General features: G+C 32.5%; 17 protein-coding genes. 2 read left to right on the forward strand and 15 right to left on the reverse strand.

Going from position 1 to position 17,211, the window contains the following annotated elements:
• Positions 1-535 (forward strand): transposase (locus B5E79_RS08455; protein ID WP_241147475.1); only part of this gene is annotated, 535 nt, incomplete at its 5' end.
• A 256-nt stretch (positions 536-791) separates the two neighbouring features.
• Here B5E79_RS08455 and B5E79_RS08460 read toward each other — a convergent pair.
• Positions 792-2,453, reverse strand: a complete 1,662-nt coding sequence (locus B5E79_RS08460; RefSeq protein WP_087297683.1) for a DAK2 domain-containing protein — start codon at positions 2,451-2,453, stop codon at positions 792-794.
• A gap of 12 nt (positions 2,454-2,465) precedes the next feature.
• Positions 2,466-2,822 carry an Asp23/Gls24 family envelope stress response protein gene (locus tag B5E79_RS08465; RefSeq protein ID WP_087242856.1) on the reverse strand — a complete coding sequence of 119 codons (357 nt, stop codon included), beginning with the start codon at positions 2,820-2,822 and terminating at the stop codon, positions 2,466-2,468.
• A gap of 292 nt (positions 2,823-3,114) precedes the next feature.
• On the opposite strand from B5E79_RS08465, the gene rpmB reads away from it, so the two are divergent.
• Positions 3,115-3,300 (forward strand): 50S ribosomal protein L28, encoded by a 186-nt coding sequence (gene rpmB / locus B5E79_RS08470; RefSeq protein ID WP_087242858.1) that lies wholly within the window; start codon positions 3,115-3,117, stop codon positions 3,298-3,300.
• A gap of 95 nt (positions 3,301-3,395) precedes the next feature.
• On the opposite strand, the gene dnaJ is transcribed toward rpmB, so the two are convergent.
• From dnaJ to rpmA, 13 genes are all read right to left on the reverse strand, one after another.
• Positions 3,396-4,520 carry a molecular chaperone DnaJ gene (gene dnaJ, locus B5E79_RS08475; RefSeq protein ID WP_087297684.1) on the reverse strand — a complete coding sequence of 375 codons (1,125 nt, stop codon included), beginning with the start codon at positions 4,518-4,520 and terminating at the stop codon, positions 3,396-3,398.
• 49 nt (positions 4,521-4,569) lie between these two features.
• Entirely contained in the window at positions 4,570-6,390 is a 1,821-nt protein-coding gene (dnaK, locus tag B5E79_RS08480; protein WP_087297685.1) for a molecular chaperone DnaK, read from the reverse strand.
• Positions 6,391-6,410: 20 nt separating this feature from the next.
• Positions 6,411-6,968 (reverse strand): nucleotide exchange factor GrpE, encoded by a 558-nt coding sequence (grpE, locus tag B5E79_RS08485; protein ID WP_241146898.1) that lies wholly within the window; start codon positions 6,966-6,968, stop codon positions 6,411-6,413.
• A gap of 10 nt (positions 6,969-6,978) precedes the next feature.
• On the reverse strand, positions 6,979-8,016 hold the full coding sequence (gene hrcA / locus B5E79_RS08490) for a heat-inducible transcriptional repressor HrcA (RefSeq protein WP_087242864.1): 1,038 nt from the start codon (positions 8,014-8,016) through the stop codon (positions 6,979-6,981).
• 104 nt (positions 8,017-8,120) lie between these two features.
• Positions 8,121-9,218 carry a radical SAM family heme chaperone HemW gene (hemW, locus tag B5E79_RS08495; RefSeq protein ID WP_087297686.1) on the reverse strand — a complete coding sequence of 366 codons (1,098 nt, stop codon included), beginning with the start codon at positions 9,216-9,218 and terminating at the stop codon, positions 8,121-8,123.
• On the reverse strand, positions 9,215-10,420 hold the full coding sequence (locus B5E79_RS08500) for an L-serine ammonia-lyase, iron-sulfur-dependent, subunit alpha (RefSeq protein ID WP_087297687.1): 1,206 nt from the start codon (positions 10,418-10,420) through the stop codon (positions 9,215-9,217). Before B5E79_RS08500 ends, hemW begins: the two co-directional genes overlap by 4 nt.
• The gene (gene holA, locus B5E79_RS08505) at positions 10,408-11,385 is read right to left on the reverse strand and encodes a DNA polymerase III subunit delta (protein WP_087242870.1); all 978 of its coding nucleotides are present in this window, start codon (positions 11,383-11,385) and stop codon (positions 10,408-10,410) included. The genes B5E79_RS08500 and holA overlap by 13 nt, the downstream gene beginning before the upstream one ends.
• Before the next feature lie 32 nt (positions 11,386-11,417).
• Entirely contained in the window at positions 11,418-13,406 is a 1,989-nt protein-coding gene (locus B5E79_RS08510) for a DNA internalization-related competence protein ComEC/Rec2 (protein WP_087297688.1), read from the reverse strand.
• Positions 13,397-13,870, reverse strand: coding sequence for a ComEA family DNA-binding protein (locus tag B5E79_RS08515; protein ID WP_087297689.1), 474 nt, complete (start codon positions 13,868-13,870; stop codon positions 13,397-13,399). The genes B5E79_RS08510 and B5E79_RS08515 overlap by 10 nt, the downstream gene beginning before the upstream one ends.
• Before the next feature lie 27 nt (positions 13,871-13,897).
• On the reverse strand, positions 13,898-14,896 hold the full coding sequence (gene ruvB / locus B5E79_RS08520; protein WP_087297690.1) for a Holliday junction branch migration DNA helicase RuvB: 999 nt from the start codon (positions 14,894-14,896) through the stop codon (positions 13,898-13,900).
• 10 nt (positions 14,897-14,906) lie between these two features.
• Positions 14,907-15,473: a Holliday junction branch migration protein RuvA gene (gene ruvA, locus B5E79_RS08525; protein ID WP_087297691.1), complete on the reverse strand. Its 567-nt coding sequence runs from the start codon at positions 15,471-15,473 to the stop codon at positions 14,907-14,909.
• A 106-nt stretch (positions 15,474-15,579) separates the two neighbouring features.
• Positions 15,580-16,866, reverse strand: coding sequence for a GTPase ObgE (obgE, locus tag B5E79_RS08530; protein WP_087242882.1), 1,287 nt, complete (start codon positions 16,864-16,866; stop codon positions 15,580-15,582).
• A 57-nt stretch (positions 16,867-16,923) separates the two neighbouring features.
• Entirely contained in the window at positions 16,924-17,208 is a 285-nt protein-coding gene (gene rpmA, locus B5E79_RS08535; RefSeq protein WP_087242885.1) for a 50S ribosomal protein L27, read from the reverse strand.
• Between the last annotated feature and the right edge of the window lie 3 nt (positions 17,209-17,211).

The following is a 17,211-nucleotide window of genomic DNA, read 5'->3' on the forward strand; positions in this document are numbered from 1 at the left end:
GTGTCAGAAAGAGCTTATTTTCTTTACCAACCTAGGAGAGGAATTCTCTGCTCAGGAAATCATTGAGCTATATACATATAGATGGGATATCGAAGTTTCATACAAGACACTCAAAACAGGCCAGGAGATAGAAAGGCATATAAGCAGTGATGGTGATGTTGCACGAAATGATATATATGCAAAGGTACTGTTTCATAATATTGCAGGAATCATGAGAAAAGAGTTGAATCGTTCACTTGAAATGAAAGAGTCAAATAGACAGTATGTTGTCAACATAGCACAGCTACATGAAATCATACATGATGTCAACATTCTGCTTTCAATGATCAATGGTAAAAAAAGACAGCTAAAAAAGAAGATAGAACAGATAGAGAAGATGCTAGACAAAATAAAAGTGCCTGTTCGCCCAAACAGGCACTACCAACGATGGGGACGAGTCATGATTTCACCACCAAGCTATCGCTTCAGACTTGATGGAAGAAACAATCCAAAAGTCAGACGATACAAATCAGTGCTTATGACAATATCCCCGTAGTTAAGAATACAATTATATTGTATCATAAATTTAATGGGATAAAATTTTAAAAAACGAAAAAAATCAACAGGGGCTTTATGCGCTTTTTTTTGCATAATAATAAAGAGTACATATAGTCATACCACAAGAATTACAGAAATAAAAAAAGAGTCACCTAGTCTAATATACTAAGTTGACTCCATTGAGCTCGATAAAATCGAGCCTTCCGTATTCTATAATAAATATTTTTAAATATTATCCTGTCTTTCGTAATATTCTATTCAACACCTACAATAAATGAATATACTGGTTGTTTTCCATTTACACATTCGATTTCAGCTTCAAAGTGATCTTCAACATAACTTTCAATATCTTCAACTTCGTCTTCAGTTACATCTTCACCATAAATTAAAGTAATAATTTCTGAATCTTCATCAACCAATCCATTTAAAGTTTCTTTTAAAGCTTCTACTTTATTTGGAACACAGGCAATAATCTCTTTTTCACATAATGCCATATATTGGTTAGCCTTAATATCCACACCATCAATATTTGTATCTTTAATCGCAAAAGTCACTTGTCCTGTTTTCACATTTGCAATAGCTTCATTCATTTCATTTAAATTGTCTTCTAAAGACACTTCTGGATTAAACATAATACATGCTGATAAACCTTGTGGAATTGTTTTAGAAGGAATCACATGAACATCTACTTCATCTTCTAAAATAATAGCTGCCTGTTGTGCTGTCATCACAATGTTTGAGTTATTTGGTAATATAATGACATGTTTTGCATTAACATCACGAATAGCTTGAACGATATCTTCAGCAGAAGGATTCATTGTTTGCCCACCACTGACAACATAATCACAATGCAATTCTAAGAACATATCTTTAATACCGTCACCAGCAGCCACACTAATAATAGACACATCCTTAGGTTCTTCCTTTGGTGCTGTTAATGTAGCTTTTGCATTAGCAGCAGGTGTACTATTAGCTTCTAAAATAGAATTATGCTGTTCTTGCATATTTTCAATCTTTAATTTAATAAACTCACCGTATCTTTGTGCCACATTTAAAGCATTTCCTGGTTTTAATGTATGCACATGAACTTTAACGATATCTTCATCCTGAACAACAACAATACTATTACCAGGTAATCTTTCTAGTTCATTACGTAAGTTTTCTTCTTTAAAAACTTTTATTTTTGCTGGATCCAATCTAAAAATAAATTCTGTACAATAACCATATGCATCTTCACTATCAGATTCAACATCAACAAGTGCTTCTTTTGCATTATCGTTATTAATGTCTACACGTTCAATTTCTTCACCAGCTAAAGCAGCCATAAACCCTGTTAAAATCAATAAGAGACCAGCACCACCACTATCAACAACACCAACTTCTTTTAATACAGGTAAAAGTTCTGGTGTTCTTTCCAATGATTCTTCAGCTTCTTTTACAAAGTAAGAAAAAACATCTTCGATTTCCATACCAGGTTTTGCATATTTTACAACAGCTTCACTTGATTCTCTTATGACAGTTAAAATTGTACCTTCAACAGGACGCATAACAGCTTTATAAGCTACTTTTGCTCCATTTTGTAAAGCTTGTGCTAATTCTACAGCATCCACTTGAGATTTTCCCTCAAAAGCCATAGAAATACCTCTAAAGATCTGTGATAAAATAACACCAGAGTTTCCCCTTGCTCCCATCAATAAACCTTTAGATAATTTTTTTGAAATTTCATATATATCGTTAGAATCTAACTTTTCAATCTCATCTGCCCCAGAACTAAATGTTAAAGACATATTTGTACCTGTATCTCCATCAGGCACAGGAAAAACATTTAGTGCATCAATTTCTGGATGATTATTATGCAAAACAGTCGCACCTGTTATAACCATCTCTTTAAACTGTTTACCATCAATGATTCTCATGTTAACCCTCCACTAATCTGTTACACGAATGCTTTGTACAAAAACATTCACTGCTTCAATATCAATATCTAAAGTTGTTTCTAAAACATATTTCACTTTCTTTTGAACTTCATAAACAACCTCAGAAATTTTGACACCATATCCAACGATAATATAGACATTTAAAATGATTCCTGTTTCCCCATCTTCTACGACAATCCCTTTAGCATAATTATCTTTACCTAAAAGATCATAAAAACCATCTTTCATAATCTTTTGGCTTGCCATTCCAACAACTCCATAGCATTCAGTTGCAGCACCCCCAGTAATGCTAGCAACGACATCTAATGAAAGATGAATATCTCCTAAATCAGTTGTTTTTGTTATCATAACTATTCCTCCGTTCTTATCATAAATTCATAAATAGTTAACTATATTATATCTTATTTTTAAATTGTTGACAATTATTTCATAACAATGCATACGCATTATAACCCACTTATATTATCTTGTAAATAAAATTTAAAAAAATATTGAAATATTCATATTTTTCATATATTATATTTACGTTCAAATACAAAATATTTTTTATGTTTATATAAAAAAGTATTTGCATTTTCTTTTTATTAATGATATTATACTTAGGTATGTGAATGACACTTTGTAAAGGATGGTGAATATAATGGCTAGAAAATGTGAAGTGAGCGGAAAAGGACCTATGTCTGGTAATTCTCGTTCTCATGCATTAAATGCAACTAAGAGAAAATGGAATGTTAACTTACAAAAAGCTACTATTTTAGTCAATGGTAAACCAAAAAAAGTAAAAATTTCAGCAAGAGAATTAAGAACTCTTAGAAAAAGTGCTTAATGATAAAGATTGCATCCTTCCTGGATGCTTTTTTTATACCCTTTTATTCAATCATTATACCCTATCATATGAAAAAAGAAGATAACAAATTCATGCTATCTTCTAAAACCTTTTTTGAATTGATCAAAGATTGATTCTTTTTTTGCGGCTTTTTTTAACTTATGATAAAGATCTTTTTCTTCACGAGATAATTTTGTAGGAATCTTAACATCAATTTTAACAAATTGATCTCCATAATTATCACTACGTAAATCCTTCACACCTTTACCCTTTAAACGTAATGTTGTACCTGGTTGTGTTCCTTCTGGAACTTTTAATGTCACATCACCATAAACCGTTGGGACATCTACTTCACAACCTAGAGTGGCATCAACTGCTGAAATTGGAATAGAAATATAAATGTTTCTACCATCACGTTGGAAGTGTTGATGTGGTTTGACATAGATTTCAACATATAAATCACCATTAGGTCCACCATTTGTACCACGACGTCCTTTACCTTGAACACGTAACTGTTGGTGTGTATTAATACCAGCTGGTATATTTAATTCAACTGTTATATTTTTATTGACATATCCATTACCATGACAGTGAGGACATTTTTCTTTAACCACTTTACCTGTACCATGGCAATCAGGACATGTTGTTTGATTTACAAATGTTCCAAAAGGTGAACGTTGTTGTGTACGAATCGTACCTGTTCCACCACATCTAGAACATGTCTGATAATCGTTAGGTGTTTTCGCACCAGTTCCATGACAATGTGAACATTGTTCATCATAATTGATTTTAATTTCTGCCTTCTTACCTTTAATAGCATCCATAAAATCAATTTCTAATTGAACAAAGCGGTCTTCACCACGCATAGGTCCACTTTTTCTTTGACGTGATCCTCCACCACCAAAGAATGAACCAAAAATATCTCCTAAGTCAACATCTTCAAAGCCACCAAATCCGCCAAAGCCTCCGGCTCCTCCACCGAATCCACCAGCTTGATCAAATGCAGCATGACCATAACGATCGTAGGCAGCTTTTTTATTGTCATCAGATAAAACATCATAGGCTTCCTGAACTTCTTTAAACTTTTCTTCTGCTCCAGGTTCCTTATTGACATCAGGGTGATATTTTTTAGCCATTTTACGATATGCTCTTTTTATTTCATCAGCACTGGCACTCTTTGATATACCTAGCACTTCATAATAATCTCTTTTTTCAGCCATAATCTCACCTCTTGACTAGATAAAACCAAGGCAAAGCCTTGGCTTTATTTTAATTTTTTTCTGTAAAATCTGCATCAACAACATCATCATCTTGAGTTGCTGTATTTGAAGCATCACCTGTTGGATTAGCTCCTTGTTGTGATTGTTGATATTGATATGCTGCCATTTGTTGAGCAACTTGTTCTAATTCACTCATTTTTGCTTCAAGTGTAGCCATATCGTTAGCATCTAATGCTTTCTTTAATTCATCTCTTAAAGCAGTAGCTTGAGCTTTTTGATTATCATCAATCTTATCGCCTTGTTCAGCTAAAGCTTTATCGATTTCATTAATCATTTGTTCAGCTTTATTTCTTGTTTCAATATCTTTACGTTTCTTTTCGTCATCAGCTTTATTTGCTTCAGCTTCTTTAACCATTCTATCAATTTCTTCATCACTTAAACCAGTTGAGTTTTGAATAGTGATAGATTGTTCTTTTTGTGTTTTCATATCTTTTGCTTTAACATTAACAATACCGTTAACATCAATGCTGAAAGTTACTTCAATTTGAGGTACTCCTCTAGGTGCAGGTTCAATACCATCTAATTTAAATAAACCTAATTGTTTATTATCTTTAGCCATTGTTCTTTCACCTTGTAATACGTTGATATCAACAGCAGGTTGATTATCAGCAGCAGTAGAGAAGATTTGTGATTTAGTTGTTGGGATAGTTGTATTTCTTTCAATTAAGACAGTCATAACTCCACCCATTGTTTCAATACCTAATGATAATGGTGTTACATCTAGTAAGACAATGTCTTTAACATCTCCAGCAATAACTCCACCTTGGATTGCAGCACCCATAGAAACAACTTCATCAGGGTTTACTGATTTGTTAGGTTCTTTTCCAAGTAATCTCTTTACTGATTCTTGAACTGCAATAATACGTGTAGAACCACCAACTAATAAAACTTGATCAATATCACTTGGAGACATACCTGCATCACTTAATGCTTGTCTTACAGGTCCTTCTGTACGCATAACTAAATCATGTGTTAATTCATCAAATTTAGCTCTTGTTAGTGTTAATTCAAGATGTAATGGACCAGCTGGACCAGCCGAAATGAATGGTAATGAAATTTGAGTTTGCATCATACCAGAAACATCTTTTTTCGCTTTTTCTGCAGCTTCTTTTACACGTTGCATAGCCATTTTATCGTTGCTTAAGTCAACACCTTGTTCTTTTTTGAATTCAGCAACAATCCAGTTCATGATAGCTTGGTCAAAGTCATCTCCACCTAAATGGTTATCACCAGCAGTAGCTAAAACTTCAAACATACCATCAGCTAAATCAAGGATAGAAACGTCAAATGTTCCTCCACCTAAGTCATAAACTAAAACTTTTTGTTCTTTATCTAATTTATCAACACCAAATGCTAATGCTGCTGCAGTTGGTTCGTTGATAATACGTTCAACTTCTAATCCAGCAATTTTACCAGCATCTTTTGTTGCCTGACGTTGAGCATCATTGAAATATGCAGGTACTGTAATAACAGCACGATTAACTGATTCACCTAAATAAGATTCAGCAGTTGCTTTTAAGTTTTGTAAAATCATAGCTGAAATTTCTTGAGGTGTATAATCTTTACCATTAACATGTTCTTTATAGTTTGTACCCATATGTCTTTTAATTGACATAACAGTTTCTTTGTTTGTAACTGCTTGACGTTTAGCAGCTTCACCAACAATAATTTCTCCATTTTTGAAAGCAACAACAGATGGGGTTGTTCTTAATCCTTCAGGATTTGCAATAACTTTTGCTTCACCATTTTCCATCACACTTACACATGAGTTTGTTGTTCCTAAATCAATACCAATAATTTTATTACCCATAATGATCATCCTCCTAAAATTTATTCATTGACTTTGACTAAAGACGCACGAATAACGCGATCTTTCAATTTGTAACCTTTTTGAAGTTCTTCTACAACAACATTGTGATCAAAATTTTCATCTTGTGTTGTCATTACTGCCTGATGTAGATTTGGATCAAATTCTTTACCTTGAGCTTCAATCACTTCTACACCATTTTTCTTTAAAATGTTCATCAACTGATCAAAGATCATCTGATAACCTTTCAAGAAAGTTTGAACTTCTTCACTTGGATTTTGCACATTCAACGAACGTTCAAAATTATCCACTACTGGAAGCAATTCTTCAATAAATGACTGCATCATAAATTTTAATGAATTTTGATGTTCTTTTTCTAAACGTCTTTTTAAGTTTTCCATATCTGCAAAAACTTTATAATAATCCGTTTTCCATGTATTGACTTCTTCTTCCAATTTTTTCATTTGCTTTTCTAAGCTTTCTGTTGTATTCTCATCTTGCTTTTCTTCATTTTCATTTGTTTGTTCATCTACAACTTCTTCTGTCACTTCTTCTTTTTCAGTTTCCTTTTCCTTTGCCATTGTTTCACCTCTATTCATCATCTTCATCATTTTGACTTACAAGAACTTCTTCTAAGCTCTTTGAAATATACTCAACTAAAGAAACGACTTTCTCATAAGGCATACGTGTTGGCCCAATGACTGAAATAGATCCTTTAGACTCATTCCCTGTTTTAAACGAAGCTGAAATCACCGAAACATCATTTAAATCCTTTATTGGTGAATCACTTCCAATTCTGACCGTTACACCATCTTCCAAAGCAATCGGTTCCAAACTTTTCCAAGATTGTGAATTTTCAAATGCAGTTACTAAACGACGTAATTTATTCACATCGTTATATTCTGGCTGATATAACATATTCTCTTTTCCAGAAAAATAAACATTGTTATTCGCAAACTTCATAAATGCTTCCAAGAAAGCATTGAATAGAACTTCATGTTCTTTAATACGAGCACTTAATATAGGTTTGACATCTCTTTCTAAATGATAAACGACTTGATTCATTGGTGTTCCATCAAGCAATTCATTCATGACATTGACACAACTCGTTAAATCTTCCATATAAGCATTATTTTTAATATTGAAGTTTCGATTTTCAACATGTCCTTTATCTGTGACGATAATGGCTGTCACAGTATGTTCAGATAAAGGAACAAGTGTAATATTCTGTAAATGTTCATAAATTGCATTTGGTCCTAATGCGACTGTTGTCAAATGAGTCAATTGACTTAAAATTTGGCAACTCTCTTTAATAATTTCATTTAAAGAGCGATGTCGATCTCCCAAAATTGTTGAAACCTGATTTTTCACCTCGTCATCTACACTAGGTTGCATCAAGGTATCGACATAAAAACGATATCCTTTTGTTGATGGGACACGCCCTGAAGACGTATGCGTCTTCTCTAAGTAACCGTGTTCTTCTAGAAACGACATTTCATTTCTAATTGTTGCACTCGAATAAGGAAGCTGATATTTCGTCATTAAGGTTTTTGATCCTACTGGCTCAGCCGTTTCCACAAATTCTTCAACAATACATTTTAAAATCAGTAATTGCCTAGCTGTCAGCATATCATAGCCTCCTTTAGCACTCCTTTTCCTCTTGTGCTAATTACATTATACTCATCTTTTTAGCACTGTCAACACTTTTGTGCTAAAAAAGAATGAAAAACAGGTCATCCCTGTTCATCTTCTAAAAAATCTATTAAAATATTATTGAGATAATCCATCCCTAAAGATGTTGTTTTTAAATATCCATTCGTTATTTCTAAAAAATTCATATTTTGATATTTAGTAATGACATCTTGATATTTCACTTGAAAATCAATATCAAATAATCTATTCATTTCCTCAAGAGAAATCCCTTCATTCAAACGTAAACCCATCATTATTTTTTCAAACAAGCAATCCTCCATAGACAATGGAATATCATTTTCTAAATAATGATGATTCAAATAACGTGTCAAAGATTTTGTATTTTCATAACGATGATGTTTTTTTAACGAATGTGCAGAAAGACCAATCCCCTCATAATCCTGATAATGCCAATATACAAGATTATGTAACGATGGTTTATAACGATAATAATTACTCACTTCATATTGATGGAAACCATATTTTTTTAATTCCTGACGTATAAAATGATACCACTTGGCATCTTCTTCATCATCCAAAGGCTGATAATTCATATTTTTTAAGATTGTATGATCCTCTAAAATCAACGCATAATAGGAAACATGTCCTATGTCTAATTGACATAATTGTTGAATATCTGCTTGAACATCTTCTAATGTCTGATCTGGTAAACCATACATCAAGTCAATATTAATATCTTGAAAGCCTATTGTTTGAGCATCTTTTATGAGTTCTAAAACTTGTTTAGAGGTATGAACTCTACCAATCTTTTTTAATAAATCATCACGAAAGGTCTGGACACCAATGCTTAAACGATTGACACCATTTTGAAAACAAAGCTCTAATTTTTCTTGATCCATTGTTTCTGGATTGACTTCGATACTATATTCTTGAACTTGTTTGGAAAAAGGTTTTAATAATTCAAATAAGTATTGAAGCTGCTGATAAGTAAGAGCAGTTGGTGTTCCACCACCAATATAGATACTATCATAAGATGTTGATAAAGCTTTATCTTTTATTTCAAAAGATAAAGCTTTTAAATAATCCCAGGCCCATTTTTCATCATAAAAGACTTTACAAAAATCACAATAACTACAAATATGCTGACAGAATGGAACATGAACATATAAAGCACTCATGATAAACCAAATTCTTTCGCCAATCCACCTAGAGAGGTTTCTTTATAATCACTAGATAAATCTTTACCCGTTTCTTTCATGACTTTGACAATAGTATCAAAAGACACTTTGTTTTTTCTTAAATAACCTAACTGTTTAGCTAACATTGCTGCATCTAATGCACGTAATGATCCATATCCATTACGCTCAATACATGGAATTTGAACATAACCACCTACAGGATCACAAGTCAATCCTAGATTGTGTTCTAATCCCATTTCAGCAGCATACTCTATTAACGAATTATTAAGTTCATATATCCAAGCCATTGTAGCAGCCGCCATTGCACAGGCCGTTCCTACTTCTGCCTGACAACCACCATCAGCACCAGAAATTGTACCATTTGTTTTAACAACATTACCAAATAAACCGCCAATAGCTAAAGCTTTAATCAAATCTTTCTTTTCAATATGTAATTGCTTATAACAATAATAAAGAATAGCTGGCATAATACCACTCGCCCCACATGTTGGTGCTGTCACAATCTGTCCACCATCAGCATTTTCTTCTGACACAGCATAAGCATAACTAGAAATAAATAGTCTTTCACGATCAGCTTCACGTCGCGTATTTTGCGCCTGTTGAAACATTGATTTTGCTACTCTTTTTAATTTTAGCTTTCCTTGAATGACTCCTTCTTTTTTCAAACCATTTTCAACACTTTCAAACATAGCTTCCAATATATCAGAAAGAAAATGATCAAAATCTTCACCTTCATTTTCTAAAACATAATCATATAAAGAAATACCATGAACATCTACATAGTCAAGTATTTCTTTCATTGTATTTTGTTGATATACCTGAACTGGATCTTGAGCCAAATCTCCTTTAAATAGGATGGAACCACCACCAATAGAATAAACTTCTACCGTTTTCATTTCTACATCATCCTTATAAACATGAACAATCATGCCATTAGGATGAAAAGGTAATTCTTCACTTTTAAAAGAAAATTGAACAGGTTTTGGCGCAAAAGTCTTTTCAATTATATAATCAGTTAAATGTCCCTTCCCTGTTAAAGCCAATGAACCATGTAAATCAACATGAAAATGTGTGGCTTCAGGATACATTTCACTTATTTTTAAGGCTGCCCTTTGAGGTCCCATCGTATGTGATGAAGAGGGCCCAACACCAATTTTAAATAATTCTCTCATTGATTCCATTTTCCATTTCCTCCCATTCGCATTAAAAAGAGTTCTAAACCCTTGTATTTATCAATTTTTCCTGTTTTTATCGCAATATCAAGTTGTGATAATTCATCAATACAAACCAATAATTCTTTCAAATCAAAATTTCGACTATCTCGTCTAATATACCACAAACGGCCAGATTTAATAGATAACATTTGGGCTATCTCTTTATCATTATAGCCTTTTCTATCCAACAATTTCACCTGATATAATAAACGCATAGCATTTCCAATCAACACAATCAATTTCACTGGTTCTTCATTATTCATAATAAGATCTTTATAAATACGAAAACTTCTCGCTGTTTCCTTATTTAAAATAGCTTGAGTTAATTCAAACACATTTTCTTCAATCTGTTTACTCACTAACAAATCAACTGTCTGTGTTGTAATATGCTTTGTATATAAACAAAGTTTTTGAACTTCCTGAGAAATTTCTAATAAATTATTTGGCATACGTGATAAAAACAACCTTAAAGCTTCTTCATCAATCTCACAGCCACGACTTTTAATAGCCTGATGTGTGGCTTTATATAATTGATGTTCATCCATTTTTTCAATATCATAAAAATGAGCATTTTTACGCAACTCTTTAACAACTTTTTTTCTTTCATCAAAATTTCTTTGATCATGATAGATGACAAGAACTGTAGTAGGATTGTCTAGTTTTAAATAATCCATAAATTTTTGAATATCTTCATCACTTGCTATTTTTTGTTTTTGAGTTGTCAAAAAAACGGGGTTTTTCACAACAATCATTTTATACTCACTTAAAAAAGGTGGTGTTAAAGCATCTTCTATGATAGATGATAACGGTGTGTCCTGACACCAATATGTCACAATATTCATATCATCTTCCTGAATATGATATTTTTTCTTTAATGTCTTCAATCTTTGTTCCATTAATAATTTATCTTCACCATAAATAACAAAATTCATAGAATCACCCCACGCCTATCATTATACATGAATCACCTTAAAATGTAACGCTCTTTTCCATAAAATCGAATATGAAACATCCCATCTTGATCAGTACGTAAAATTGTGATTCCTTTTCTTTGCAATCGTTCAATCACTTCTAATGATGGATGATGATACATATTACCCTTCTTGACACCAATCATTGCAATTTCAGGATGAATTTGTGATAAAAAAGTGGCTGATGTAGCCGTTGCACTTCCATGATGAGATACTTTAAGAACATCAACATCTAAGTCTTGAAGCTGTTTTTCAACATCCTTTTCAACAGCAACAGAAGCATCCCCCATGAACAGGATATTCATAGCTGGTAAAGTCACATACATGAGTAAAGACTGGTCATTTGAATCACTATAAATTTTGTCACTTTTTAACATTTGAATATGAGCACATCCAATTTGTCGACTCTCTTCAAAACTATCAATCACTTGTCCAACTGAAAAATGTTCCAGCAAAGAATCTAATGCTCCACAATGATCAAAATCATCATGAGAAATATAAACATAATCTAAATGTGAAATTCCAACTGACTTTAAATAGGGAATAATTGTTTGTGTAGCCAAATCATATTCCTGATGACCTCCAGTATCAATTAAAATATGCCCCTGATTCATTGGTAAACGAATCAAAGTACAATCTCCTTGTCCAACATCAATCATTGTCACTTCTCCATAAATCTTATATTGACTCCATACATTTAACACTAGCATTAATGAAACTAAAGCACATATATCATGGCGATAGCGATGCTGGATCTCCTGACGTAATAAAAGTCGAAAATAAAAGAAATAAAACAAGACAAGCCATGCTAATGTAGGTTTTGAAAAAACAATAAAATGATTGATTGTTTCTAAAAATGATAAAATACTTTGAAAAACACTTACATAATATTTTAAAATAATTTCTAAAGCAGGAAAAATAATTGAAAAAATACATAAACTATAAAAATATTCAATAAAAAGATTCAAAATATCACTAACAAAAAAAGCAATCAGTGGAATTTGAGCATTAAGTGTGAGAATAATAGGTAAAGAAGATAAATAAATCCAAAATGAAGAATAACGCATATGTTGTGTCAATAAAACAATAAAATAAACAAAATAAGAAAAAACAAAAGAAATATTAAAAATGATATAAGGATTATAAAATAAAGATGCCATAATCAAAATAGCAAAAACATCTAATTTATTCAGCCACTTTTTCAATAAATCATACAACAATAAAACAAAAAAAGCACGATATAAAGACACAAGCATTGGGATAGAAAAAATATAAAAACCAATCAATAAATAGGTTATCAATCGAGACAAAGAACGTGGCAGAAATAAACCAAGAACATTTTTGATGAGAGCATACAAAATATGAATATGCATACCTGATAAAGCAAACATATGGACTAAAGATAAATCTGTCAAAACCTGATAATCATCATGAATACTTTCATTTCTTTCACCTAAAATAAATAATTTCTGATAATCATTTATATCCTGATGGTCTGATAAACGCTGTTCCAGCCAGTGATAAAATGTAGGATGATGCTGTTGCTTGAGTAATGTCTGTAAATAAGCTTTATGAAAAATCTTTTGTCCATAAAGATAATCTTTTTCACAGAAAGCATAATCATTTGTATTTTCATAAAGCTCTAGTGGTGCAACTTTTGCTTTAATCACATCACCATATTCAATAGCTTCCTGATGATAAAGCTTAACGGTCCCTATATCTATTTTCAAATAACAATATTTTTCACTTGCTTTGACGACTTCACCTTCAATCACTGAAGGTAATTGTAAAATATAATGTGGCTGTAAATAAAAAATGATACATAAAAGTATCATCAAACATAAATGATATAAAGATAATCGTCGATAAACAAAAATAGCATAAACCCCTAATAACAAATAAAAAAGTGGATGAAGAACTTTTCCCAATGTCAGACATAGAAGTCCTAATGCATAATAGAAACAATGATATCTTATAAGCATAGATGTTCCCTAAGCCTTAAATATGTTTTTTCTCCAATTCCACTGATATTCATAATATCCTCAATTGTTTCAAAAGGATGTTGTTGACGATAATCAATAATTTTTAACGCTGTTTTTTCGCCTACTCCCTGCAAACTCATAAGTTCCTCTTGGCAAGCATTATTTAAAGAAATCGCATGCTCTTGTTGGGGTGGTATATATAAACGACTTTCATCTTCAACAATCTTATCACCCTTTACAGAGTTTAAATTAGCCTGATCAGAAACGCCAACCTCATCAATAATATCCTGAATTGTTTTTTCACCTTCAAATTCATACTTTCCTGTTTTTAAAAATTCCCCTTCTAAAATAACATAAGACAAAGAAATCGTCTCTTCTTTTTGAACATCTGGTTTTTGAAAATCATATACAATAGAACATATCATTAAAATAATCAGACCTAACACTTGATATTTCTTTTTCATAAATACCTCCTCAAATAAAAAAGAATCCTAAGATTCTTTTAAAATGTGAAAATGCTGATATGCTAATTCAGTAACAACACGCCCTCTAGGCGTTCTTTTAATCAATCCTGTCTGCAATAAATAAGGTTCATAAACATCTTCTAAAGTCAATGGTTCTTCACCAATGCTTGCAGCAATAGCCTCTAAGCCAACTGGCCCACCACGAAAACGTTGAATAATACCTAATAGATATTTATGATCAACATCATCTAAACCTAATTCATCTACTTTTAACGATTGTAAAGCTTCCACTGTTCTTTCTTTTGTAATAACATCATCACCATTATATTGGGCAAAATCTCTCACTCGTCTAAATAAACGATTGGCAATTCTTGGTGTTCCACGTGATCTTTTGGCTAATTCAATTTTAGCTTCATCATCCATTTCAATATGATAAACCTGGCTGGTACGATTAATAATAGATGTTAATTCTTCAACATTGTAATATTCAAGTTTAGAAACAATACCAAAACGATCTCTTAATGGTGCTGATAAATCACCAGCACGTGTTGTCGCTCCAACAAGTGTAAAAGGTGGCAAATCAATGCGAATAGAACGTGTTGAAGCTTCTTTTCCAATAACAACATCTACATAGAAATCTTCCATTGCTGGATATAAAATTTCTTCTACTACTTTATTCAAACGATGAATTTCATCAATAAATAAGACATCTCCAGGTTCAAGTGATGTTAAAATAGCAACCAAATCACCAGTTTTTTCAATACTTGGTCCAGTTGTTGCTTTTAAATGCGTTCCCATTTCATTAGCAATAATCATGGACATAGTTGTTTTTCCTAAACCAGGTGGCCCATACAATAAAACATGATCCAATGTTTCATTTCTTAGTTTAGCCGCCCCAACAAAAACTTTTAAATTCTTCTTCAAATGACTTTGTCCAATATATTCATCAAAAGATTCAGGTCTTAATTGATTTTCTTCATCTTCTATATGTTCATTGATATCTAAAACATCATGATTTAAATCCATAGTCACCCTCCTATATCTTGACTAATAAACCTAGAGCTTTTTTTACATACCCATTTGTATCTAGCGATTCATGAGAAAGTGTATTCATCACACGATCAACATCCTGACGTTTATATCCTAAAGCTATCAAAACTTCTACAGCTTCATCAAATTCTACTGATGTTAAAACAATTTGTGATGATGGCATATCAAATTTGCCTTGTAAATCTAATACAATCTGTTGAGCGGCCTTAGGTCCTATACCTGGAATTTTTCTTAAATAGGTAATATTTTTGGATTCAATTGCTGAAATAATTGCTTGAACATCACCAGTAGCCAAAATACCAATAGCCGTTTTACAACCAATTCCCTTGACAAGTATCAACTTTAAAAATAAATCTTTTTCTTCTTTGGTTAAAAAACCAAACAAAATAATACCATCTTCTCTGACCTGTTGATACACATAAACTAATGTTTCTTTTCCTTTTGTAAACTGATAAGGATTAGAAACATAAATCAAATAACCAATTCCTTGATTATCTACCACGATATGATCTTTACACATATCGACAATAACACCTTTAATATAACTATACATGTGACAACTCCCATTTCATAATATCCACATCATTATAGCACACTTTTAACATAAATAAAAAAATGAGAAGCAATTTTCTCATTTTTTCATCTATTATGGAATTGGTTTATTCATAAAACTCAAATTCAAAATCTAAAATTGAAACTGTGTCTCCAGCTTGAACACCTGCCACACGCAAAGCATCATCCAAACCAATATTACGCATTTTCTGTGCAAAACGTTTGACACCATCATCACTACCAAGCGATGCCATTTGAACAATTTTTTCCACTCTTTCACCAGTAACGTGCCATTGCCCATTACCCATATTATGAATTTCAAATCCAATTTCATCTGGTTTTTCATATGTATAGAGAACACTGTTTTCTGTTTCTTCCTCTTCACTGGCAAATGATGGTGTACGATCCAATAAGTCCGCAATTGCATAAAGAACCATATCTACACCTTCTTGAATCAAAGCAATAACAGGAAAAACAGGAATATCTTCATTCAATTGAGCTTTAAAACGTTCAAGATTTTCCTCAGCTGCAGGTTCATCCATCTTATTAGCAACAATGATTTGTGGTCTATCTAATAAACGATATTTATATTCACCAAGCTCTTTATTAATAGCCAAATAATCTTCATAAGGATCACGACCTTCAGTACCACCCATATCAATAACATGAACAATAACACGACATCTTTCAATATGACGTAAGAACTGATGCCCTAATCCTTTTCCTTGACTGGCTCCTTCTATTAAACCAGGTAAATCAGCCATAACAAATGAACGTCCATCTTTAGATTGAGCCACTCCTAAATTAGGAACAATTGTTGTGAAATGATAATCAGCAATCTCTGGCTTTGCACGTGTTACAACTGATAATAACGTTGATTTCCCCACTGATGGGAATCCAACCAACCCAACATCCGCAAGTAATTTTAATTCACAAATCAAATTATATTTTTCACCAGGTTCTCCGCGTTCGCAAATAGTTGGAGCAGGATTACGACTTGTTGCGAATCGTGCATTTCCACGTCCACCACGTCCACCTTTAGCAATCACCGCTCTTTGCTTATCATGAGTTAAATCAGCTAAAACACGCCCACTATCTTCATCATAAATGACAGTTCCAACAGGAACTTTTAAAATCATATCAGCACCATCTGCACCATGCATCTTTTTAGCCATTCCCTGACCACCGCTTTTTGCTTTATATTCACGATGATATCTAAAGTCTAATAGAGTGGAAAGTGATGTTGTAGCTTCAAAAATAATACTACCACCTTTTCCACCATCACCTCCAGCAGGTCCACCTTTAGGTACATAGGCTTCACGACGAAAGGCCACAACACCGTCGCCACCTTTACCTGCTTCAACATAAATATGTACTTTATCAATAAACTTCATCTTTTCACCTTCTTTACCGTCTTTTTCAAAAAAAGAACCCCATATAAGGGGTTCCTATTAAGCAGCTGGATAAACAGAAACTTTTTTTCTTGTTCTTCCGTCTCTTTCAAATTTCACAACACCATCTACTTTTGCAAATAAAGTGTCATCTCCACCTTTTCCAACATTTACACCTGGATGGATTTTAGTTCCTCTTTGTCTGTAAATGATAGAACCAGCAGTACAGAATTGCCCATCAGATAATTTAGCTCCTAATCTTTTTGATTCAGAATCACGACCATTTTTTGTTGAACCAACACCTTTTTTAGAAGCGAATAATTGTAAATCTAACTTAAACATCATGGT

Source organism: Massilimicrobiota sp. An134 (genome assembly GCF_002160815.1).
Taxonomy (GTDB): Bacteria; Bacillota_I; Bacilli_A; order Erysipelotrichales; family Coprobacillaceae; genus Allocoprobacillus; species Allocoprobacillus merdigallinarum.